This is a genomic window from Stenotrophomonas sp. ATs4 (assembly GCF_051861585.1).
GTDB classification, from domain to species: domain Bacteria; phylum Pseudomonadota; class Gammaproteobacteria; order Xanthomonadales; family Xanthomonadaceae; genus Stenotrophomonas; species Stenotrophomonas maltophilia_AS.
Genome location: NZ_JBLYPK010000002.1, coordinates 148,651 through 171,005, shown reverse-complemented (window position 1 = coordinate 171,005; position 22,355 = coordinate 148,651). Strand labels below are relative to the sequence as shown.

Below are 22,355 nucleotides of genomic sequence, written 5' to 3'. Positions count from 1 at the left end.
AGTGGCGCTATTGTCCGCCCCTGAATGGGGCAGTCCTAGAGGCTCGTGGGTTAGCCCGGCTATACCTTGGTATAGCCGGGCATGCGCAGCGCCAATCGATGGTTCAGTGATGGCTCAACGCGAAGCGCTGGTCTGCTTGCACACGTCGTACTCGCCGCGGCTCAGCGTCTTGTTGCGGTCTGTGTCGCAGGCATGCAGTCGCTCGGCCCAGTCTGGCGCGACGGCGTCCACCTCGGCCAGCGTGACGATGCCGTCCTTGTCCTTGTCCAGCGATTCGTAGGCAGGGATGAGCCTTACTTCGGTCACGTCCTCGGCGGCCGTTGCCTTGCTGGCCTCCTGGGTCTTGGAACAGGCGCCCAGCAGCAGGCCCGCACACAGCGAGAGAGCGATGGGAAGGCAGCGATAACCGGTCATGGCGTGCTCCTGAGGAAAGGGCGAACCACCGGTGCGGTGGCCACGGCCGGATCTTCTGCGCGGGGCTGTAAGCGGGCTGCGAAGAATGGGGCCCGTGAAGCGTCGCCAGTGGGTCGCCATTCACCGGGCCCGCAGCAGCGATTGCGCACGGACGCCTTGGGGGGAGTCGACTCTATCGAGCGGTGGGATGCCGGCCAGCGGCCGGCACTCCCCATCTGCTCAGAAGCGGTCGGCGAACTCATCCGTCGCGCGCACCAGCGCATCCACCGTGGCCGGCTCGTTCGCACTGTGGCCGGAGGTCACCATCTCCAGCCGGGCTTCCGGCCAGGCCTTGGCCAGATCCCAGGCGCTGCGCGGCGGGCAGATGATGTCGTAGCGCCCCTGCACGATCACGCCGGGCAGGTGGCGGATGCGATCGACGCCACGCAACAGCTGGTCCGGCTCCAGGAAGATGCCGTTGCGGAAGTAATGCGCTTCGATACGCGCCTTGGCCAGGGTGTCCAGCGGATCGTCAGTGGATTCGGCATTCACATCGTGCTGCAAGGTGGCGGCGTTGTCTTCCCAGCCCAGCCAGGCCTGTGCGGCTTCGATGCGGGTCGCTTCATCCGGGCCGTCCAGACGCGCCCAATAGGCCGAGAGCATGTCACCGCGCTCGGTTTCCGGAATATAGGCCTCATAGCGGTCCCAGCGTTCCGGGAAGATCCAGCGCGCGCCGCCACTGACCTCGGCGAACCAGCGGTTCTCCATTTCGCGGCCGAGGAAGACGCCACGCACGATCAGGCCGGTAGCACGCTCCGGATGGGCCTGCGCGTAGGCCAGCGACAGCGTCGAACCCCACGAGCCGCCGTAGACCAGCCAGCGTTCGATGCCCAGGTGTTCACGCACCTTCTCGATGTCGGCCACCAGGTCCTGCGTGGTGTTGTCGCGCAGTTCGCCAAACGGCGTGGAGCGGCCGCTGCCGCGCTGGTCGATCAGCACGATGCGGTAACGCGCCGGATCGAAGAAGCGGCGATGGGTCGGCGAGATACCGGCGCCCGGGCCGCCGTGCAGGTACACCACCGGAATGCCCTCCGGGGTGCCGCACTCTTCGATGTGCAGCGTGTGCAGATCGCTCACCGGCAAGGTGAACTCGCGGTACGGCTCGATGGCGGGGTACAGGGTGCGCATGGCGGGGGCCTCACAATCAAGGGCGGCCAGCATACCCCCACCCGTGGCACCCGGCAGCGCTGGCTGCCTGCCCGGTGATGGAAATGCGCTTGCCGATGCGCATAAGCTTCGATGATGCACGCGACCCCGACACGGATGTTCACCTTCGACCCCGGCCTCAGCAGTGGCGCGCGCGAGCTGCTGAAGTGGATCGCACTGCTGGCCATGACCGGCGATCACGTGGCCAAGGTGGTGTTCGGTGGCTACGTGCCAGTGGTCAGTGAACTGGGGCGCATCGCCTTCCCGTTGTTCGCGCTGGTGATGGCCTGCAACCTGGCCCAGCCAGGGGCCGACCTGCGCAAGTCGATGCGTCGGCTGGCGCTATGGGGGCTGATCGCGCAGCCATTGCATGCGCTCGCATTTGGTTCCTGGCTGCCGCTCAACATCCTGTTGACCTTTGCTCTGGCCGCAGTGGCCGTGCATGCGCTGGCAAACAATCGGCCGGTGCAGCTGTTGCTGGCCGCCGGTGTGCTGCCGATGCTCGTGGATTACCAGTGGGCCGGCGTTGGTGCTGTGCTGCTGGCCTGGATCGCGTTCCGGCATCGCGCGTGGTGGCTGTTGCTGGTTGGGCTTGCAGCGGTGTGCTGGGCCAACCACAACGGCTGGGCGCTGCTGGCCGTTCCGGTGGTGCTGTTGGCCGCGCGGGTGCCGTGGCAACTGCCGCGCTGGCGCTGGGCGTTCTATGGGTACTACGTGGGGCATCTGGCGGTGCTGGCGTTGATTGCCCATCTGCTTGCGTAATGTCGGAACCGGCATGTCGCATGTCTCGAATGCCGGACGCAGTCAAAGAATGCGCGTCGCAGGCATGGGTGAAGCATGCCGCCATTGGCGTGGTGCAAGTTATTGAATTTTCGGCGCGATTGTCGATATGCGACAATGCTGCCACTGCGTGAACGTTGCTGTCTTTGCACTTGGGTTGTTGGCGCCTGCCACCCCGTTGTGCACATGATGGGGTGCCATTGAAAAAGGATGGCCGGGGGCTGGAATCCCCGTTGGTTGTGTTGTTCGCGCTTGTCAGCCGGCGTCGCCTTGTGCGGCGCCGGCTGACAACCCGTCCGCGCCTTATGGCGGGCGGTGCGTGGAGGTGCGCGCAAGCGTGCCTACCGGACTGTCTTCACACAACCACCGGATTCCAGCCACGTACCGTCCGCCGCCTTTGTTAAGGGCGGTGGTCCCGCATGCCTTGCACGGAGACCTGCCATGAACGCATCGGAGTTCCCCCATCAGCACGCCCCGGCCAATGCCGATGAGGGGCACGACATCCCGCCCGATCCCAACAGCCTGATGGCCCTGCTGCATCGCGTCGGGTTGGGCGCGGCCGCCGACGGGCAGCCCTGGCCCGAGCGCCATCAACTGCCAGGCCGATGCATGGCGTTGGCCGATGCCGATGGTGCGCTGGCCGGGCTGCGCATCGTGCAGGAAATCCTGCTGGCGGCTGAGCGCGCCCGCCAGAACGGCGGCCCGGACCAGTACGTCGGCGATCGCGTGATGGAAGGGCTGAAGCTGGCGGCATTGGCCTTGACCAGCCACGCCATCTACCGCCTGCAGCCGGAATGATCCACGCCCTGCGTGGATGCTCCTGGCGGATCATCGCTACGCCAGCCAGGCATGGCCTGGCTCTACCGATGATGCATTTCACCATGGCGCCAGCCAGGCATGGCCTGGCTCTACTGATGCATTTCCAGTAGATCCACGCCATGCGTGGATGCCTCTCAGAAGTCCATCGTCGCCGACACCAGCACCGTCCTCGGCGCACCCAGCGCCAGGCTCGACAACAACGGCATGCCCCAGTACGCCTTGTTGGTCACGTTGTTCACGCTGGCCCGCAGCGCAAGCGGTCGACCCGCCACGGTGGTGCTGTAGCGCGCCCCCACATCGAACAACGTGCGCCCCGGTACCGACAGGCTGTTGTCGGCACTGATGTACTGCTTCGACATCGCCGTGGCATTGCCGGTCAAGGTGAGGCCCTGCAAGGTAGGCACATCCCATTCCACGCCCAGCTTGGCCTGCCGCTGCGCCACGGCGGTGGCGATGCGCCCCTCATTCACGCCGCCTGCCGTGCGGGTCAGCTTTGGTTGCACGTAGGCCACGCCACCCAGCAAGCGCACGCCATCCAGCGGCGCACCGAAGAAGCCCCATTCCACACCGCGGTTACGTTGTTCGCCACCAAACGAGAAGATATTCGTGACCGGATCGGTGTAGCTGCTCGGTCGCTTGATCTCGTACATGCTGAAGGTGTGCGCGAAGCTGCCCAGGTCCAGCTTCAGGCCCAGCTCCTTCTGCTTGGTGCGGAACGGTGCGAACACATCGCCGGCATTGGCAGCGGTCATCGGCGCGGTGGCGCCCTGGCTGAGGCCTTCGATGTAGTTGGTGTAGAGGGAGACCGTGTCGGTAGCCTTCACCAGCAGCGCCGCCGCCGGCGTGGTGGCGCTCTCGTCGTAGCGCGAGGTGCGCGCACCGCTGGCGACATTGAAGGTCTCACTGACCACCTGCTGGCGGCGCACGCCCAGCGTCAGCTGCACGCGGTCATCGGCGAAGGCGAGGGTGTCGGCGAAACCGATGCTGTCCAGCTTCAGCTCGGTATGCGAGATGTGCGGTGCCACGAACGGCGCGGCCGGGCCCCACACCGGGTTGTACAGATTGGTGGTCCAGTCCCAGCCCGGCACGCTGCGGCGGCCGTAGTCGTTCTGGGTGTGCTGGTAATGGGTTACGTTCGCGGCCCACTGGTGGCCGACGCTGCCGGTGTGGAACGAACCGCGCAGGCCGGCATCTGCAGACTGCTTCTTGATATCGAAGGCGAGCTGGCCGATCACCGTGCTGAAGTCGCCGGCTGGATTGAGGATCTGCGCGCTGATCGAACCGTTGTAGCGGTAGTCGGTCTTGCTGGTGCCGTAGGCCAGGTAGGCCATCAGGCTATCGTTGATATCCAGTTCGCCGCGCAGCATCGCGCCCTTGTCCTGGCTGTCCACATAGGCCCAGTCCGGGTTGATCAGCGTATCGCCACGCGGCGGCCGCGGAATGGCCACGCCCGGTGCCAGGCCTACGCCACGTGCCGGGCCGTCAACACGGTCATCGGCGCTGTACAGATCGGCCGACAGCCGCGCACGGTCGCCGCGCCAGTCCAGTGCCAGCGAACCGAGCTGTACCTTCTTGCTCTGCTTGCCCACGGCACCATCACCGTCACGGTACGCGCCGTTGAAGCGGATGCCGAACTGCTTGTCGGCGCCGAGGCGGCGACCCGCATCCACATGGGTGCCGAACTGCGCATCGGAGGCGAAGTTGGCACTGACCCGCAGCAGCGGTTGATCGCCGGCACGCTTGGGGACCAGGTTGACGCTGCCACCAACCGAACCGCCCGGCGGCATGCCGTTGAGCAGCGCGGAGGGGCCCTTCAGCACCTCGATGCGTTCGAACATTTCCGGGGAGGTGCGGTAGTACGGCGCCATGCCGCTGAGGCCATTGAAGGTGGTGTCGCTGGTGTTGGAGGCAAAGCCTCGGATCGCGTAGTTCTCGCTCCACGAACCGGTGACGCCGTTGCTGAACACCGTGGGGTCGGTGGCGGCGATGACGTCGGTCAGGTCCTTGGCCTGGCGGTCGCGGATGAAGGACTCGGTATAGCTGACCGTACTGAACGGTGTGTCCATGAAGTCCTTGTCGCCGAGCAGGCCGACGCGGCTGCCGGCGGCCACCTGGCCGCCCGCATAGTCTGCAGTGACCCGGCGCTGTTCCTGCACCTGCACCGAGGGCAGGGTGGACGGCGCGGCGTCGGCCAGCGCGGCAAACGAGGCCAGCAGCCCCAGCGCCAAGGCGGACACCCGGTATCGCCGGGCCATGCCCGGCGAATGCATCAGACCGGGGGATGCGGCGGCAGCACGATGCTGCGGAGATGAGGAGGGGTACACGTTCATGCCAGATTCCTGTGAATCGCAGGCGCGAGCGCGCCTGGCGCGCTGCCGACGGCAAGCACGGGGAGAGGGCGCAGCGCAGGGTTGTTGGCTGGGTGGGGACCTGGCGGGAGGTGAGCCATGGGCTCGGCTACGGGCAGCGTGCTGGACGCATTCCGAATTAGTTGAGTAAATTAAACTAAATCAATCGTAGCGGACAAGAGGGTCCCTTTACTGGCACCCTCAGCAGGGTATGAGCACGCAACGTATGAGCACGCACCCCGATCCAACGGCGCCGACCCGTGGCCGCCCGCCCACCATCACCCCGGAGCGCCTGGCCGACATCGGCATCCGCCTGGGCCTGCCCAATCTGACCATGGCCAACGTGGCCGCCGAACTGGCGGTGACCCAGGCGGCGCTGTACAAGCGCGTGGCCAACCTGGAGGCGTTGAAGCGCCTGGTGGCGGAGGCGGTGTTCCAGCGCTGGCAGATTCCGCGCGCGTCGGGCGATGCGCCGGGCAGCCTGGAGGCCTACCTCATGGGGTTCGTGCAGTCACTGTGCGAGGTGGTGAAGGCACATCCCGGGCTGCCGCCGTACCTGCTGCGGCGCACGGTGGCGACCGCGCCGATGCTGGAAAAGATCGCCTCGCATCAGGCACACGTCGCTGATGTGTTCGGCCTGCCGGTGGACAAGGCGCGCTGGCTGCTGGCCACGATCGCCTTCTATTGCATCGCCGGCGCAGACACGATCTACGCGATTGCGGACGACGAAGAAGGGCAGGTGATCACCGAGTTCAAGCAGGGCATGCGGGCGCTGGTGATCGGTTCGCTGGAGGTGTCGGCGCTTCGGTAGATCCACGCCATGCGTGGATGATCCTGGCCGTTCACCATGACGCCAGCCAGGCATGGCCTGGCTCTACTGGACGGATCGCGTAGTGTCGAGAATACAATGCGGCCATGCCTGCCACGCCTACTCTCGATGATCTTCGCCGCTACGCGGTGGCGCGCACCCTGTTCAAGCCGACCACGCTGCTGACCGCGATACGACGTCTGGGCTTCGTGCAGGCCGACCCGATCCGGGCGCCCGCTCGCGCGCAGGATCTGACCCTGCGGCACCGGGTGAAGGATTACCGCGCAGGCGATCTTGAGCGCCGCTATACCCGTCTGCCGGTGGAAGAGGATTGCCTGGTGAACTACGGCTTCCTGCCGCGTGAGCATCTGGCACTGATGCACCCGCGCGTGTCCAAGCGCGAGTGGGACGCCGAGACCCATCGCCGCGCGGCCGACGTGCTTACCTTCGTGCGCGAGCGCGGCAGCGTTCACCCGCGTGAGGTAGACCAGGCGTTCGCGCATGGACGGGTGACCAATTACTGGGGCGGCACCAGCAATGCCAGCACCCATCTGCTGGACGGCATGCACTACCGCGGCCTGCTGCGCGTGCAGCGGCGCGACAGTGGCACCCGCATCTATGCGGTGGCCGAGCATGTCGAGCCGGATGCCAGCGAGCAGGCGCAGATCGAACGTGCTGCCGCCCTGATCGATCTGGTGGTGCGCAAGTACGCACCGCTGCCGTCGGCCAGCCTGACCTATCTGGTGCGCCTGCTGGGCTATGGCGCACCGCATCTGGCCGAGCAGACCCGGCAGGCATTGGCGTTGGCCAAGCAGCAGCTGGCCAGCTGCACGGTGGAGGGCACCACCTGGTACTGGCCCGTGGACGAGAATCCGCGTTCGCGCCGCCATGCGCCGGACGAACAGGTGCGCCTGCTGGCACCGTTCGATCCAGTGGTGTGGGACCGCCGCCGCTTCGAGCTGCTGTGGGGATGGGTGTACAAGTTTGAGGCCTATACGCCTGCGCCGAAGCGCCAGTACGGCTACTACGCGCTGCCGGTGCTGTGGCACGACCAGGTGGTGGGCTGGGCCAATCTCAGCGTGCGCGACGGTGAGTTGGCATCGAGTGTGGGCTATGCCGGCAAGTCGCTGGCGCGCGACAAGGTATTTCGTGGCGCGTTGGACGACGAGCTGCAACGCATGGCGGAGTTTCTGTAACGCTGAGCGGCGCATTGGTATCGATCGCTCCTGGTAGTCGCCCACCTTGGTTGGCGCCGCTTTCCATCGGTGCCCACCAAGGTGGGCATCTACCAAAGCAACGCTGCTCAGGCCTGGTAGTCGCCAACCTTGGTTGGCGCGGCCTTCCACCGGTGCCCACCAAGGTGGGCATCTACCGGAGCAACGCTGCTCAGGCCTGGTAGTCGCCAACCTTGGTTGGCGCTGGCCTCCACTGGTGCCCACCAAGGTGGGCATCTACCAAAGCAACGGTGCTCAGGCCTGGTAGTCGCCAACCTTGGTTGGCGCGGCCTTCCACCGGTGCCCACCAAGGTGGGCATCTACCGATTCCACCGCCCATGCGCCACCATCGCCAGCACCACCGCGCCAGCGGCGACGCTGGTGTGACCGGACAGCGCGGCCAGACCGAAGCCGACGCCCAGCCCGCGCATGGCCAGCACCGCAGTGAACACCAGAAGCGCCCAGCCGACTGCGCGCAGTTGTTGGACGGCCTGCGCGCTCAACACACGACGCAACACATCGCGCTGATGGCGCTCCATCGCCAGCGCCAGGCAACCGAACGCGGCCAGTGACAGCACAAACAGAATGACGTGGATCATGCGCTGGCCTCCGGTGCTGCAGTGCGTGTTGCGGCCGGCGGGCGTGCGCGCTTCACCTTCGGCGCGTGCTTCCAGGTGCGCCACGCCAGCAACGCATGCAGAACGGCTAATGCCAGCAGGGTCAGGTCGGTACCGGCAAACGCCCAATCACCTGCGGCCAAGGTGCGCCACAACGGATGTGCCGTCGTCATCGCCGTCAGCAAAGGCAACAGCGCCAACAGCAACGCGCCCAGCACGAACTGTTCGATCCACGCACGCTTGGGTGTGCGCAGCGTGGCATGCACGAACATCGCCGCCCAGGCCAGGAAGAACACATGCACCTCCCACGCCGGGCGCCCATCCATGGCAGTCGGCAGCAGCCGGTTCGCCCACAGATAGGCCGCCATCGCCACCGACAGGCCAGCCACCGAGGCGATGTTGAGCCGCTCCACCAGCCGGAAGCCGAAGTAGGGCCGTTGCGGGTCGGGCAGCTGGGTGCGGCGCTTCACCGTCCACAGCACCAGCCCGGTACCGACCATGGCGGTACCGGCAAGGCTGACGACGAAGTACAGCCAGCGCAGGGCGGCGTCGGCAAAGCGCCCCAGGTGCAGGCCATACAGCACGCCCTGGGTATCAGCGGCGACGCCCGAGCGCTCCTTGATCTGCAGTAGTTGCCCATCGCTGCCATCGAACATCAGGTAGTTCGGCGTGGTCGAAACGCGGCTGGACTGCGCACGCACCACAGCCACGCGTGCGTTCTCGTCGCCGGGGTTCTGTACCTGCACGCTGCCTACCGTGCCGGTTCCCCAGCGCTGTTCGGCCTGTCTCACCAGTGCGCCGATGTCCGTAAGTGGAGCGGCGTGGCCGGCGGCCTTCTGAGGCGGCAGGAACAAGCGCATCTCGCTGACTACCTCGGCCTGCTGGCGCTTGTCCGGCAGCTTGGCCAGGCCCCACGGCATGTACAGCACTGCCAGCATCACCAGGCCACTCCAGGTGATCATGAAATGGAAGGGCAGGCCGAGCACCGACAGCGCCGCGTGACCATCCAGCCACGAGCGCTGGCCCTTGCCCCAGCGAAAGGTGAAGAAGTCGGCGAAGATCTTCTTGTGGGTGATCACGCCGCTGACGATGGCCACCAGCATGAACATCGCGCAGACGCCGACGATCCAGCGACCCCACATCGCTGGCATGTAGTGCAGATTGAAGTGGAAGGCATAGAAGAAGTCGCCACCGCCGGTATCCCGCGCCTGCAACGGCGCACCCGTGCTGGCATCGAACAGGCCCGAATCGAAACCATGTCGGCCGCGCCCACCCGGGCTGGCCCACATCGCCGACACCCAGGGCATGCGCGTACTTGGCAGGCTCAGGTTGATCTGGCTGGCTGCCGGTGCATCGGCCATCAGGTTGGAGACCGTGCGCTGCGCGACCATCGCGGCCTCCGGCAACGTGGACGGCGTGGCGATTTCAGGGCGAGTGTAGCGGGACAGCTCGTCGCGGAAGTAGCTGGCGGTGCCGGTGAGGAACATCGCGTACAGGATCCAGCCGGCCAGCAGGCCAACCCAGATATGCAGGTCGGACATGGTCTGGCGGATCCCGCGTGGCTTCGGGGTGCGATCGGCCTTGCTCATGCGCCCGCTCCCTGGCCGACCGTTTGCGCGACCAGCCACAGTGGCAGGGCGATCACGATCAGCCCGATCCATGCGCGCCGCGCCGAGCGCACCGCGAACACCCAGACCACGGCGCCGGCGTACAGCAGGAAGCTGGCCAGCATGCCGGTGAACACGGCCTGGCGACCATCGATGGGTAGCGCCAGTGCGGCGATGCTGCTCAGTGCGGCCAGCGCATAGCCGCCGAACAATGCGGCGATGATGCGTGAGACCAGGGGCAGCCAGGCCAGTACGGAAGCGGTACGGGAAACGGTCAAAGCACTTCTCCAGGGCACCACGCGCAATGGCGTGGTGCCCTTGAAACGAGGATCAGAAATCGACGGTGGCCGACAGCAGGGCGGTGCGTGGCGTGCCCAGGCCGGAGCCGAGGCTGCCCGCCCAGTACGCCTTGTTGGTCACGTTCTGCACGGTGGCGCGCAGTAGCAGCGGATGGCCGGCCGCCTGTGTTGCATAGCGGGCGCCGAGATCGAACACGGTGCGGCCCGCCACCCATTGGCTGTTGTCGGCATTGATGTAGCCCTTGGACAGGCTGACCGCGTTGCCGGTGAGGGTGAGGCCGGTCACGGCCGGCACGTCCCATTCGACGCCCAGCTTGCCCTGCCATTGCGGTGTGGCCGTCGCCAGTCGGCCTTCGTTGATGCCGCCCTGGGTGCGGGTCAGCTTCGGCTGCAGCCAGCCGATGCCACCCAGCACGCGCAGCTGTTCGGTGGCCTGGCCGAACACGGTCCATTCCACGCCACGGTTGCGCTGCTGGCCGCCGAACGAGAACACATTGGTAGTCGGGTCGGTATAGGAGCCGGGCTTTTCGATCTCGTACACGCTCAATGCACTGGCCAGACTGCCGAAGTCGAACTTGGCACCGACCTCGCGCTGGCGGGTCTTGAACGGCGGGAACACTTCGCCCGCATTCGCTGCGCTGACCGGGGCGGTGCTGCCCTGGCTCAGGCCTTCAATGTAATTTGCGTACACCGACAGGCGATCGCTGGCCTTGAACAGCAGTGCACCGGCCGGGGTGTTGGCGCTGGCGTCGTAGCGTGCGGTGCGCTTGCCGGTGCTGCCGTCGAAGGTGTCGCTGAGCACGGTCTGGTGACGGATGCCCAGGGTCAGCTGCACGCGATCGTCGATGAAGGACAACGTGTCGGCGATGCCGAAGCTGGTGGTACGCACTTCCGCGGTCTTCGGCAGCGACGCATCACTGAAGCTGCGATCGATGGCCGGGCCCCACTGTGGGTCGTACAGGTTGGTCACCCAGTCGCGGGCCAGCAGATTGCGCTTGAAGCCGAATTTCTGGTCGTGCTGGTACCAGGCGGCGCTGATCGCCAGTGCGTGATCGACCGCGCCGGTGCGGAAGCGTGCCGAGAGGCCGGCTTCGGCGGTGTCCTTGCTGTAGATGAAGCGCTGGTGGGCGAAGTTGTTGCGGAAGTCGCCGGCGGTGTTGGTGATCAGCGTGGTGGCACTGGCGATGGAATCGAAGTTGGTATGGCCGTGGCCGTAGCTTGCGTGCGCCTGCAGGTGGTCATTGATGTCGAACGACCAGCGCAGCGCGGCGGCCGAGTCCTTGACGTTGCTGAAGGTCCAATCCGGTGCGAACAGGGTGCTGGCCTTCGGTGGGCGGGGCACGGCCAGGCCGGGCGCCAGCGAAACGCCACGATTGAGGCCATCCACATGGTCACGGCTGCTGAACAGGTCCAGCGAAACCTGCGAGCGCTCTCCACGCCAATCCAGGCCCAGCGATGCCAGCTGCGTCTTGTGCTGCTGGTGGTCGGTGGCGGTGTCGCCATCGCGATGCATGGCATTGAGGCGCACGCCGAACTGCCGCTGCGCGCCAAAGCGACGACCCACATCCAGATGACCGCCGAACTGCGCGTCGCTGCTGTAGCTGGCCGTGAAGCGGGTCAATGGCGTATCGCCCGCGCGCTTGGGCACCAGGTTTACCGCGCCGCCCACCGAGCCGCCTGGCGGCATGCCGTTGAGCAGCGCCGATGGCCCCTTGAGCACTTCGATGCTCTCGGCCAGTTCGGGGGTGACGCGGTAATAGGGGATCAGGCCGTAGAGTCCGCCGAATCCGATATCCGACGAGGCGACTCCGAAGCCACGGATGTTGAAGTAATCGGTGATGCCGCCGCTGGATCCACTGTTGTAGACGCTGGGGTCGGTCAGCGCGATCACCCGTACCAGATCCGGTGCCTGGATGTTCTCGATGAACCCGGCGGTGTAACGGGTGGTGTTGAACGGAGTGTCCATGAAGTCGAGCTCGCCGAGCAGGCCGACACGGCTGCCGCGGGTAACCTGGCCTCCGGCATAGGCATCGGTAGGCGCGGTCTTGTCGGCGCGTACGTTCACCGTAGGCAGCTGGCGGGCGCCATCGGCGGCTTCCTCTGCATGGGCGAACGGGGCGAGCAGCAACGCCGGCAGCAGCGCTGCCTGCGCGGCCAGAGATAAGGTCGTGCGGCGTGGGGAGGGCAGGATTCGGGTGGGGAGGGACATGGCAGTTCTCGTGTGGTGGGTCGTGCGATCGGCCAGCACGGCGCCGTCGATGACCTGCAGAGGCAGGACGACGCAGGCTGTGGAATGGCTGGCAGAGGGCACGGCACTGCCGCTGGGGCAGGCTGCACGCGAGGTGCTTTGGCGATCTGTGGCTGGGTGGTGCGAGGTGTTGTGTCTGTTGCTGCCGAGAGCGTTGGCTCAGATGTCGTCGGCGAGGTCGTCGAGGTCCTGCAGGCCGCCGCCGCGCGCCAGCACATGCTCGTAGTTGCGACGGCGGCGCTGGTCGGTTTCGGTGGTGGTCTCGCCGCGTTTCCAGTACCCGGCCACGGCGACGTCGGTGCGCGGCAGTCCGACCGTTTCGATGAAGTGGCGGCGCAGGGCGCGCATTTCCTCGCGCTCGCCGGCGGCCCAGACGGTGCTGTTCGCCCCCATGTGCAACCGGCGTGCCTGCTGCAGCAAGGGCGTCGCGCCCGTGGCCAGACGCTGCACGCAGACGCCCTCGACGGCGGGCAGTTCGTCTACCGGGAAGGGATCATCCGAAGCGATCCAGGCCCGCGCACGAAGGCCTCCGGGCCACTGCTGCAGCAGCGCAAACAGCGCGGGGAGGGCGCTCTGATCGACGAACAGCAGGGCAACGCTGCCCTCGCGATGCGGCACCTGCAGATGCGGGCGCGGACCGGTGAGATCGAAGGCGTCGCCGGGCTGCAGTGCACGCACCCAGGTCAGCATCGGCCCCGGTGCCTCGTGCAGCACCACGTCCATCGTGAAACGGCGCGTCTGCGCGTCGACGCTGCGCACGGTGTAGATCCGTGACACATCGCCGAACGCGGCACCCAGCTGGATGCGCACGGCGGTGTTGGCACGCTGCCAGGGCGCAAGCTCGGCCTGTGGTGGCAGCTGTACGACCAGCCGGAGCAGGCTGGTGCAGGACTGGGTGACGTCAACCACGTGGACGCGAAGCGCCTGCAGGCCACGGTCGTGGTCTGCGCCGCGCAGCGGCCCGGCCGGGGTGGTGGGAAGGGTGGACGCGGACATCGACAACGATCCAGAAGGCTGCGAATGCGAATTAGTTACATCATAGTAAACTAAATTGATCGCCCCGCAACCCAGGCCTGATGGAAGCGTATGCAGCGCGTTGACCATTGCGTTGCCGCAGACCACCATGACAGGCCTTGCCAGCGCGCCGCGCAGGAACCGCAACAGCATGGCTGCACCGAAGAAGACCGCTGCCCGTGGGCGACCGCCCACCATCACCCGAGAGCGTATCGCCGACGCTGGCATCGCGATGACCCTGCCGGGGTTGAGCTTCGTGGGCGTGGCAGCAGCGCTGGGGGTCAGCCACATCGCGCTGTACAAGCATGTGTCGAATCTGGCGGCGCTGCGCGAGCTGGTGGCTGAAGCGATCTTCGAGCGCTGGCAGGCACCGCCGCTGGATGCCGGTGCGGGACGCGGCCTCAACGAGGATCTCTGCGCGTTCCAGCGTTCACTACGGATGCTTGTGGACGAGAACCCTGGGTTGGCCCCGTTCCTGGTGAGCCACGGTGCGAAGACGCCGGAGATGGTGGCGCGCATCCAGTGCCACCATGCCGAGTTCAGCCGTGTGCATGATCTACCGCAGGAACAGGCAGCGTGGTTGCTGTCGACCGTGGCCTACCATGCCGTGGCGCTGGCCGACACCGTGTACTCGCGGCATGCCGTCGTGGACACCACGCGTCGGCCACTGGATCGGGTGGTGCAGGAGGCCGAGTTTGATCGCAGCATGCAGGCATTGATCATCGGTGCCTTGGCCATGTGTGGGCGCACGGCAGCCGCGAGGTAACCGCCAATTCTGGTTGGCGCCGTTGCCCGGGTAGTCGCCAACCTTGGTTGGCGCCGCGGCGTGTCGGTGCCCACCAAGGTGGGCATCGACCGGTCACGCGGCGTCCTTGTGCTCCGCATCGCCCATCCCCGGGCTGACTCGCCGGCCGATGTCCTTCAGCCGCGCGAGCTGATCCACCATTGACGGTGCATCGTCCAGGCTGCCGGCAAAGGTCCAGAGATAGGTCATCACCGCATAAACGTGACCGGGGGTAACGCCATCGGTGGTGGCGAGGCGGCCGATGGTCAGCGCGAACAGGGCCGCTGCCGTCGCGCCCACGGCCAGGACGGCACCGGCTTCGCGATCAGACAACAGGATGCGCAAGCGCGACAACGTGGTGTAGTGACGGCGCAGCACCGACGGACTGACCCGGTCGACCAGGCGGATCTCATGTTCCAACCGATTGTTGAGGCGCCCATGCAACTGCTCGTTGCGGCGCGCGAACGACGGCAGCAGCAGGAGAGCGCCGAACAGTGCGATGAGAGCAGCACCGCCGACCAGCGGTTCAATCACGAGCAGCATGGCCGCTGCACCGAACATGGATACCAGTGCAGTGGCGATGATGGGCACGTGCTTTTCAAAGAAGTCCACGAACTCGCGGGCCAGCACGACGCGGGCCGCCGAGGTGGAGGTGGCCTGGCCCAAACGGCGCTGTGCCTGCACCACGTTCACCGCCAGGTCGGCGTAGATGCGGGTGAAGGTACGGGTATCGACCGCACGGCGGGCCGCGCCGACCAGCCAGAACAGCAGCACCACGCCGGCGTAGGAGATGGCATGGCCGATATCGCCGCGGATGATCGCGTCCACTGCGAAGCCAGCGAACAGCGGATAGGCCAGCAGCAGCGCGTTTTCCAGCGCCACCAGCGAGAACGTGCCGGCGAGCTGCCACGGGTAGGTGCGAAGGATGGCCTTCAGCGTGGCGGCAGCATTCTGCTGGCCGATGCTGCCGGCGGCGGCCGCTGGATCGTGGGGATGTTTCATGGGATGCCTGGGTGGGTCGGGGACAGGGCAGGGGACGGATGCCTGCCATCTCCCGGGTCGCGCCCAGTATCGGCAGCCCTTTGGAGTGGGCATGGAGGGACGATGGAGATTGCGTGGAGAAACCGGAGCCGTTCAGCGACGCGCGTGGTGCCCACCCAGGTGGGCAACTACCAGAGCCGTGGTAGTCGCCAACCTTGGTTGGCGCTGGCGCAATTTTCAACGACGCGCATGCACCGGCCAGCGGATTTCGAAGGAACTGCCGCCGCGTTCGGTGGCCCGGCACTGTGCTGTTCCGTGATGGGCCACGGCAATCGCACGCACCACCGCCAGACCGAGCCCGGAACCACCACTCTGCCTCGAACGCGAGACATCGGTGCGCTGGAAGGCTTCGAAGATGCTGTCGCGCAGTTCGTCCGGCACGCCGGGGCCGCCATCCTCTACGGCCACGGTGCAATGACCCTCGGCCAGCGTGACGGCTACCCGCAGCGGGCATGGAATGGCATGCCGTCGTGCATTCTCCAGTAGTGCCAGCACCGCCTGGCGGATGCGCGCTGGATCGCAATCGGCCAGTGACGGCCGCGCGTCCAATGTCACCGAGAAATCACTGTCGGTCAGCGCCTCGGACATCGCTTCCACCACTGCCGCCACCTGTATGCTGACGTCGCTGCGCTGCAGGCGCAGATCAAGGTGGCCGCTTTCGGCCAGACTGACCACGCGCAGGTCCTCGATGATGCGGGTCAGGCCCTCCAGCTGGGTGAGCATGCTGTTGAACTGCTCCGGTCCGGGCTCGAACACGCCCTCGGCGATACCCTGCAGGCGGCCACGCAGGATGGTCATCGGTGTGCGCAGTTCATGGGCGATCGCGGCGTTCCAGAACACCCGGTTCTCGGACATCCGGCTCAGCCGCTCGGCCATGGAGTTGAAGTCGCTGACCAGCGTGGCCGCTTCGGTCATCGAGGTATCGCCGTCACGCGCACGCGCCTCCAGGTCGCCGCTGGCGACCTTGCGAAGGCTCTCGGCCACCGAGTTCAAGGGTGTGATGATGCGCCGGGTCAGGCGCGAGGCGACCAGCGTGGCGAAGATGGCGACAACCGAGGCGGTCAAGCCGATCCACAGCCATTCCAGTCCGGACGGCATGATGGTCTCCGGCTCGTCATACCAGCGCGGATAGAACACCTCCATCAGGTAGTAGAACAGGTAGAAACCACTGATCGACAGCACCGTGGAGCACAACGAGGCGACGGTGATGGACAGCGTGATCTGACGACCGATGCTCTTGCCCTTGGGATTCATCATTCAGTCCAGGAAACGGTAGCCGACGCCACGAATGGTGGCGGGAATGCCAATGACGCCCACTTCTTCCAGCTTGCGACGCAGCTTGCTGACGTGGCTGTCCACGGTGCGTTCCTGGGCGTCGCCCTCCGGCAGGCAGGTCTGCAACAGGTCCAGCCGGCTGTGCACCTGACGCGGTGCACGGGCCATATGTACCAGCAGGCGGAACTCGGTGAGCGTGAAGTTCAACGCGTGCACATGGTCCCCGGTACGTACGGTGACCTCGTGGCTGCGCAGGTCGATCTCGAACGGCCCCTGGCGGATCAGCCCGTTGGGTTCGTCTGCAATGGGCTTTGCGCTACGCCGAAGCACGGCCTGGATGCGGGCGACGATCTCGGCTGGATTGAACGGCTTGGCCACGTAGTCGTCGGCACCGACGCGCAGTCCGGTCAGCTTGTCCACGTCCTGGTCGAGCGCGGTGAGCATGATCACCGGCGTGTTGCCGCGCCGGCGCAGCTCACTCAGAACCTGCCAGCCATCCAGCTTCGGCATCTGCACATCCAGCAGCACCAGGTCCGGGCGCAGTTGGCGGTGGCTGGCCAGGGCAGCCTCGCCATCGGCTGCACGGGCACTGCGCAGGCCGGAGCGGGCCAGGTAGGCGCCGAGAATGTCTGCGATCTCGCTTTCATCTTCGGCAATCAATACCAGAGGCGGTTGGCGGGTGCGGAGATCGTGTTTCATGGGGTGCTGCGGATTCGGAAAGAGAGTGGGCAGGTGCGTCGGCAGGGGCAGCGTCATCGTCGGCGCTCCATGGCCTGTGCTTCCTCATTGGCGGCCCACGCCAGCGTTGCCAGCACCAGGGTGCGATGCAATGACGGTTGCATCGGGTCCTTGCTGAGTAGTTGCTGTGCAGCGAGTACGGATACCGCGGCGGGCAACTTGATCCAGCGTGCCGCCATCGCGGTTGCATCCACACGCGCCTGCAGGCGCGTTGCCATGTGCAGGACGGCGCGCAGACGGAGCGCCGCCAGGGCGGAGACCAGTATGGCGGCAGCGATGATCAGCAGATGCAGCGGAGTACTGCTGGCCGGGTGGGTCGCCCACCATGCCGCCAGGCCGATCATGACCAGCGCAGCGGGCGTCCCGAGGCGGTTCACACGGCCGGGGCCATCGCTGTGGAACCACACCAGTGCGGCCGCGCCGAAGCCCGCCAGCAGGGGCGGCAGTGCATGCGGGCTGGCCAGCATCCAGGCGCTGGTCGAGGCCAGCACCAGCACGAGCAGCCAAGGCGAAGGCGCGCAGCAGGCCAGATAGGCGCGACGCACGTCGATCGAAGGCAGGTCTGGATAGGGAGGGGGCACGGTGCGGAGGCAGTCGACAAGGGTGCCGAGGCTAGCCTCCATTGATGGAGACTTGGTCGAGATTGTGTCGAGATTGCGTGGACGCGGAGAGCCCGATTCAGCCGGCGGTGGCGCGCCTGAACCGCGGCCGCGTCTCCATGCAATCTCCACAGTGGCTCCAAGAAACGTCCACTCCGGGCTCGCAGACTGCGGCCTCAGCGGTCGCACTGGGTGGCCGCCCGAAGCCGGGCGTTTCAATGAACAACCGCAGGACCTGGATCATTGCCGCGGCCGTAGCTGCCGTTGCAGGCACCGCCGGCTGGTGGGCATTCACAGGCGGCGATGATGCCGCGTTGATCACTGCGCCGGCAAGGGTTGCGGATCTGGAGAAGACCGTACAGGCGGTGGGCCGGGTCAACCCGAAAGAGTTGGTGGCGGTGGGCGCGCAGGTGTCCGGCCAGGTCAAGCGCCTGCATGTGGCGCTGGGTCAGCGCGTGCAGGCCGGCGACCTGATCGCCGAGGTCGACTCGCAGCCGCAGCGCATCGCGCTGCGCAGCGCTGAGGCGGCGACCAGTACGCTGCATGCCCAGCACGCCGCAAGCCAGGCCCGCTATGCGCAGGCCAGCCGCGTGTATGAGCGTCAATCGCAACTGGTGGCCTCGCAGCTGGTGTCACAGGAGGGGTTCGAAGGCGCACGGGTGGCGCGTGATGCCGCGCGCGCGGACGTGGCGGCGCTGCAGGCGCAGATCGACCAGGCCGTGACCCAGGTAGAGACCGCGCGGATCAACCTGGGCTATACCCGCATCGTCTCGCCCAGCGACGGCTACATCGTGGCCATCGTGACCAAGGCCGGACAGACCTTGAACTCCATGCAGACCACGCCGACCATCGTGATGCTGGCGCAGATGGATACGATGACCGTACGTGCCGAGATCGCCGAGGCCGACGTGGAACTGGTCGCCCCCGGGCAACCGCTGTGGTTTTCGACACTGGGACCGAGTGGCCGTCGCTATGAATCCCATCTGCAGCAGCTGGAGCCTGCGCCTTCGACGATTGCCGATGCTGCCAGCAGCAGTGCGGGTGGCTCAGCGCAGACACCCAAGGCGGTGTACTACGCCGGCCTGTTCGATGTGGCCAATCCGGGGCTGAAGCTGAAACCATCGATGACGGTCAAGGTCACCCTGCAGTTGGCACGCGCCGCCAACGCACTGCAGGTGCCGTTGACTGCATTGACCGAATCCGAAGGCAAAGACGGCAACCACGGCACCGTGCAGGTGGTCGACGCCAAGGGCCGTGTCTCCGCACGCGCGGTCAGCACAGGGCTGCGCACGGCTACGGCGGTGCAGATCCTGTCCGGTCTGAAGGCCGGTGAGAACGTGGTGGTCGGCCAGGCGCCCAGCGGCGCCGAGCCGGAAACCGCCAGCCTGTTGGGGATGTGAGCATGGCCGACGCTCTGCTGGAGCTGCGCAGCGTCTCCCGCGCCTATCATTCGGCCGCGGGTGAAGTGGTGGTGTTGAAGGATGTCTCGCTGCGCATCGACGCCGGTGAGTTCATTGCCATCATCGGTCCGTCGGGCTCGGGAAAATCCACGTTGATGAACATCCTCGGCTGCCTGGACAGGCCGACCGAGGGCAGCTATCGCGTGAACGCCGAAGCCACCGAACAGATGCCGCCGGATGCGCTGGCAAGGTTGCGCCGCGAGTACTTCGGCTTCATCTTCCAGCGCTACAACCTGATGGAAAACCTGAGCGCGACCGAGAACGTGGCGCTGCCGGCGGTTTATGCGGGCGTGGGTGCGGAGGCGCGCACTGCGCGTGCACGCGGGCTGCTGGAAGCGCTGGGGTTGGGCGAACGCACCGCGAACCGGCCGAGCCAGCTGTCCGGCGGCCAGCAGCAGCGCGTGTCGATTGCGCGTTCGCTGATGAACGGCGGCGCCATCGTGCTGGCCGATGAGCCCACCGGCGCGCTCGATCACGCCAGTGGCCAGCAGGTGATGGCCGAGCTGAAGCGCCTGCATTCGCAGGGTCACACGGTGATCCTGGTGACCCATGACGCTGCGATCGCGGCGCATGCCGGCCGGGTGATCGAGATCGCCGACGGGCGGGTGGTCGCTGATCGTGGCGTAGGGGGCCGGGTGGTGGTGCCGGTGGCATCCACAGCCGAAGGCGTACTGCCCCCCATCGCAGAACGCCGTGCCCGCCTGGATGCGGTGCGAGAGGCCGCGCGGATGGCGGTGCGTTCGATGCTTGCCCATCGGCTGCGCACCTTGCTGACCATGCTCGGCATCATCATCGGCGTGGCCGCCGTGGTGACCGTGGTCGCACTGGGCAAGGGCGCGCAGGCACAGGTCGAATCGCAGATCAACGAACTGGGCGCCAGCACACTGGAGATCTTCCCGGGCGCCGATTTCGGTGATCCACGCTCGGCGGAGATCGAAACACTGGTGGTGGGCGATGCCGATCATCTGGCCGCGTTGAGCTATGTGGACAGCGTCAGCCCCAATCTGAGCGGATCGGTGGCGGCGCTGCAGGGCAGCCGCCGTGCCAACACCCAGGTACTGGGCGTGGGCGCCGACCTGCCGCGTGTGCGTGGGCTGCGGCTCAAGGCCGGCCGTTTCTTCACCGATGCCGAAGTGGATGCGCATCGCGCAGTGGGCGTGGTCGACCAGAAGGCGGCCAAGGCGCTGTTCACCGGCAACCCGATCGGCAGCACGGTGCTGTTGGGCGGCATGCCGGTGGAGGTGATCGGGGTGGTTGGTGCCAGCGCCTTTGCCGGTGGCGCAACGCCCACGGTCTACGTGCCGTACACGTCGGCGGCCTCACGGCTGTTGGGCAGCCAGCGTCTGGAGAGCATTACCGTACGTGTGCGCGACAACGTGCCGACCACCGCGGCCGAGGCTTCGCTGGCGGCCGAACTGCAACGCCTGCATGGCCGGCGTGACTTCTTCATCTACAACGCCGATCAGATCCGCAAGGCGGTGATGAAATCCAGCCAGACCATGGCCGCGCTGGTCTCGGCCATTGCTGCGGTGGCGCTGGTGGTGGGCGGCGTAGGCGTGATGAACATCATGCTGGTGTCGGTGAAGGAGCGCGTGCGGGAGATTGGCGTGCGCCTGGCGGTGGGCGCGCGGCAGGGCGATATCCTGCGCCAGTTCCTGATCGAAGCGGTGCTGATCTGCCTGTTCGGTGGTGTGCTGGGTGTGCTGTTCGCGTTCGGGGTGGGCGCCTTGTCCAGGGTGCTGTCACTGGGTGTGCCGTTCCTGTTCACGCCGGGGCCAGTGCTGGCCGCATTGGCCTGCTCGTCGGCCATTGGCTTGGGCTTCGGTTACTTCCCGGCGCGCAGTGCGGCTCAGCTGGACCCGATCCAGGCACTGGCGGCGGAGTGACCTGGCTAGTGGGCGGGGAACGCGATGACGATGTCGTTCAGAGGGAGCTGGTGTTCACGTGGCGCGGCCGCGGCCGCTTTCCAGGCATCGCCCTGACCGAACAGCTGCGCCTCGCTTTCCGGGCCCAGATAATCGAAGTTCTGGAACACGTAGGGAATGCCCTCGGAACCTTCGAAGGTCGGTTTGTCCGAAAGCTGGAAATGCAGGTGAGGTGCGCCTGAGTTTCCAGATTGGCCGAGCTGGGCCAGCACCTGTCCGCGCTGGACCCGCTGCCCGGGTTTCACGCTGACGCTGCCGGCGCGCAGATGGGCATAGCTGGCGAAGACATCTGGCGCGATTTCCAGCACCACGTAATTTCCGAACAAGCCTTCGGCGGACAGCGATGCCGGCTCCGGTTGCGGGGTCAGCGGCGCATGCTCCGGTTGTCCGTCACGGATGGCACGCACAGTGCCGTCGGCTACGGCCAGCACAGGCGCCGCGTAGCCCACCCAGTCCGGGTGGCGGATGTGCTGAAGATCCTTTGCATCGGGTCGCACCGCGCGGCCTTGTTCGTCCACACCCACCAGATCAAGCGCGAAGCGCTGTGGAATGGTCAGATCGCCATTGACCGCAACCAGGCTGCCCCAGTGATGTGACTGCGCTGCGCCCGGTCCTTCATGCGCGAGCCAGCGTCCACCTTGCAGTGGCGGTCCGAGTGCCAGCACTGGTGCTGGATTGATCTGCACACTGGCCCCCTCCAGCAGCACGGTGCCCTGGCGCTCGGTACCCAACAGCATGTGGTGGCGCAGGGTGTGGGGAACCGGCACCGTGGGCGGCAATGACAGCCACAGGAAGACCACCAGCCGCTTGCCCGGCGCAATGCTGAGGGCCACATTGTCGGCCGGTAACGGGCGCACCCACCCGCGCAGGGCAGGGCTGTCGAGCGTCAGCAGCGGCGTTGCGGCGTTGTCGGCGAACACCTGCAGCGACTGCGGCTGCAGGGCTCCGGTGTCGCCGTAGAAGTTGGTGATGTGCAGCTCGTAAGCCAGATGGCGCAGGCCGTCGCTGCCGATGAAGGGCGTCGGTGCAAAGGGCACCCTCGCTTCGACCGGTGCAGGGACGGGCGCCGGCAAGGCCAGCGAAGGAAGCAGCAACAGCAGCAGGACAAAGCGGATGCTGCGGGTCATGCGTGTTCCCCAGGGGGGCCGTAGGTGGCCGCTGCCGAGCATAGCGCCAGACC

20 protein-coding genes are annotated in these 22,355 nt (G+C 66.5%); 7 read left to right on the top strand and 13 right to left on the bottom strand.

Annotation, left to right across the window (positions count from 1 at the left end):
- Window positions 1-114: 114 nt before the first annotated feature.
- Both ABR323_RS03935 and pip read right to left on the bottom strand, forming a co-directional pair.
- Window positions 115-414 (bottom strand): hypothetical protein, encoded by a 300-nt coding sequence (locus ABR323_RS03935; RefSeq protein ID WP_135273833.1) that lies wholly within the window; start codon window positions 412-414, stop codon window positions 115-117.
- Window positions 415-633: 219 nt separating this feature from the next.
- The gene (pip, locus tag ABR323_RS03930) at window positions 634-1,581 is read right to left on the bottom strand and encodes a prolyl aminopeptidase (protein WP_439448304.1); all 948 of its coding nucleotides are present in this window, start codon (window positions 1,579-1,581) and stop codon (window positions 634-636) included.
- A 114-nt stretch (window positions 1,582-1,695) separates the two neighbouring features.
- Here pip and ABR323_RS03925 point away from each other — a divergent pair, with 114 nt between their 5' ends.
- Entirely contained in the window at window positions 1,696-2,361 is a 666-nt protein-coding gene (locus tag ABR323_RS03925; protein WP_439448303.1) for a TraX family protein, read from the top strand.
- Window positions 2,362-2,820: 459 nt separating this feature from the next.
- Window positions 2,821-3,177 carry a hypothetical protein gene (locus ABR323_RS03920; protein WP_439448302.1) on the top strand — a complete coding sequence of 119 codons (357 nt, stop codon included), beginning with the start codon at window positions 2,821-2,823 and terminating at the stop codon, window positions 3,175-3,177.
- 155 nt (window positions 3,178-3,332) lie between these two features.
- Here ABR323_RS03920 and ABR323_RS03915 read toward each other — a convergent pair whose 3' ends face one another.
- On the bottom strand, window positions 3,333-5,528 hold the full coding sequence (locus tag ABR323_RS03915) for a TonB-dependent receptor (protein WP_439448301.1): 2,196 nt from the start codon (window positions 5,526-5,528) through the stop codon (window positions 3,333-3,335).
- A 244-nt stretch (window positions 5,529-5,772) separates the two neighbouring features.
- Here ABR323_RS03915 and ABR323_RS03910 point away from each other — a divergent pair, with 244 nt between their 5' ends.
- Together ABR323_RS03910 and ABR323_RS03905 are read left to right on the top strand one after the other, a co-directional pair.
- Window positions 5,773-6,357, top strand: a complete 585-nt coding sequence (locus ABR323_RS03910; protein WP_439448300.1) for a TetR/AcrR family transcriptional regulator — start codon at window positions 5,773-5,775, stop codon at window positions 6,355-6,357.
- Window positions 6,358-6,461: 104 nt separating this feature from the next.
- Complete coding sequence (locus ABR323_RS03905; RefSeq protein ID WP_439448299.1) at window positions 6,462-7,550, top strand: DNA glycosylase AlkZ-like family protein; 1,089 nt, start codon at window positions 6,462-6,464, stop codon at window positions 7,548-7,550.
- 338 nt (window positions 7,551-7,888) lie between these two features.
- Here ABR323_RS03905 and ABR323_RS03900 read toward each other — a convergent pair whose 3' ends face one another.
- The 5 genes from ABR323_RS03900 to ABR323_RS03880 all read right to left on the bottom strand — a co-directional run bounded on the left by ABR323_RS03900 (window position 7,889) and on the right by ABR323_RS03880 (window position 13,335).
- Window positions 7,889-8,167, bottom strand: coding sequence for a DUF3325 domain-containing protein (locus ABR323_RS03900; protein WP_439448298.1), 279 nt, complete (start codon window positions 8,165-8,167; stop codon window positions 7,889-7,891).
- Window positions 8,164-9,774 carry a PepSY-associated TM helix domain-containing protein gene (locus ABR323_RS03895; protein ID WP_439448297.1) on the bottom strand — a complete coding sequence of 537 codons (1,611 nt, stop codon included), beginning with the start codon at window positions 9,772-9,774 and terminating at the stop codon, window positions 8,164-8,166. The genes ABR323_RS03900 and ABR323_RS03895 overlap by 4 nt, the downstream gene beginning before the upstream one ends.
- On the bottom strand, window positions 9,771-10,070 hold the full coding sequence (locus tag ABR323_RS03890) for a DUF3649 domain-containing protein (RefSeq protein ID WP_135273818.1): 300 nt from the start codon (window positions 10,068-10,070) through the stop codon (window positions 9,771-9,773). Before ABR323_RS03890 ends, ABR323_RS03895 begins: the two co-directional genes overlap by 4 nt.
- Window positions 10,071-10,122: 52 nt before the next feature.
- Window positions 10,123-12,300 carry a TonB-dependent receptor gene (locus ABR323_RS03885; protein ID WP_439448296.1) on the bottom strand — a complete coding sequence of 726 codons (2,178 nt, stop codon included), beginning with the start codon at window positions 12,298-12,300 and terminating at the stop codon, window positions 10,123-10,125.
- A gap of 198 nt (window positions 12,301-12,498) precedes the next feature.
- Complete coding sequence (locus ABR323_RS03880; RefSeq protein WP_439448295.1) at window positions 12,499-13,335, bottom strand: siderophore-interacting protein; 837 nt, start codon at window positions 13,333-13,335, stop codon at window positions 12,499-12,501.
- 169 nt (window positions 13,336-13,504) lie between these two features.
- Between ABR323_RS03880 and ABR323_RS03875 the strand changes: the two genes are divergently transcribed.
- Window positions 13,505-14,119 carry a TetR/AcrR family transcriptional regulator gene (locus ABR323_RS03875; protein WP_439448294.1) on the top strand — a complete coding sequence of 205 codons (615 nt, stop codon included), beginning with the start codon at window positions 13,505-13,507 and terminating at the stop codon, window positions 14,117-14,119.
- A gap of 93 nt (window positions 14,120-14,212) precedes the next feature.
- Here ABR323_RS03875 and ABR323_RS03870 read toward each other — a convergent pair whose 3' ends face one another.
- The 4 genes from ABR323_RS03870 to ABR323_RS03855 form a co-directional block, all read right to left on the bottom strand.
- Window positions 14,213-15,139 carry an ABC transporter six-transmembrane domain-containing protein gene (locus ABR323_RS03870; RefSeq protein WP_439448293.1) on the bottom strand — a complete coding sequence of 309 codons (927 nt, stop codon included), beginning with the start codon at window positions 15,137-15,139 and terminating at the stop codon, window positions 14,213-14,215.
- Between the two features lie 216 nt (window positions 15,140-15,355).
- The gene (locus ABR323_RS03865) at window positions 15,356-16,432 is read right to left on the bottom strand and encodes an ATP-binding protein (RefSeq protein ID WP_439448292.1); all 1,077 of its coding nucleotides are present in this window, start codon (window positions 16,430-16,432) and stop codon (window positions 15,356-15,358) included.
- A 3-nt stretch (window positions 16,433-16,435) separates the two neighbouring features.
- Window positions 16,436-17,152, bottom strand: a complete 717-nt coding sequence (locus ABR323_RS03860; RefSeq protein ID WP_135273808.1) for a response regulator — start codon at window positions 17,150-17,152, stop codon at window positions 16,436-16,438.
- A 53-nt stretch (window positions 17,153-17,205) separates the two neighbouring features.
- Window positions 17,206-17,772 carry a hypothetical protein gene (locus ABR323_RS03855; RefSeq protein ID WP_439448291.1) on the bottom strand — a complete coding sequence of 189 codons (567 nt, stop codon included), beginning with the start codon at window positions 17,770-17,772 and terminating at the stop codon, window positions 17,206-17,208.
- A gap of 236 nt (window positions 17,773-18,008) precedes the next feature.
- On the opposite strand from ABR323_RS03855, the gene ABR323_RS03850 reads away from it, so the two are divergent.
- Together ABR323_RS03850 and ABR323_RS03845 are read left to right on the top strand one after the other, a co-directional pair.
- On the top strand, window positions 18,009-19,190 hold the full coding sequence (locus ABR323_RS03850) for an efflux RND transporter periplasmic adaptor subunit (RefSeq protein WP_439448290.1): 1,182 nt from the start codon (window positions 18,009-18,011) through the stop codon (window positions 19,188-19,190).
- Window positions 19,191-19,192: 2 nt separating this feature from the next.
- The gene (locus ABR323_RS03845) at window positions 19,193-21,136 is read left to right on the top strand and encodes an ABC transporter permease (RefSeq protein WP_439448289.1); all 1,944 of its coding nucleotides are present in this window, start codon (window positions 19,193-19,195) and stop codon (window positions 21,134-21,136) included.
- A 5-nt stretch (window positions 21,137-21,141) separates the two neighbouring features.
- Here ABR323_RS03845 and ABR323_RS03840 read toward each other — a convergent pair whose 3' ends face one another.
- On the bottom strand, window positions 21,142-22,302 hold the full coding sequence (locus ABR323_RS03840; protein ID WP_439448288.1) for a M23 family metallopeptidase: 1,161 nt from the start codon (window positions 22,300-22,302) through the stop codon (window positions 21,142-21,144).
- Between the last annotated feature and the right edge of the window lie 53 nt (window positions 22,303-22,355).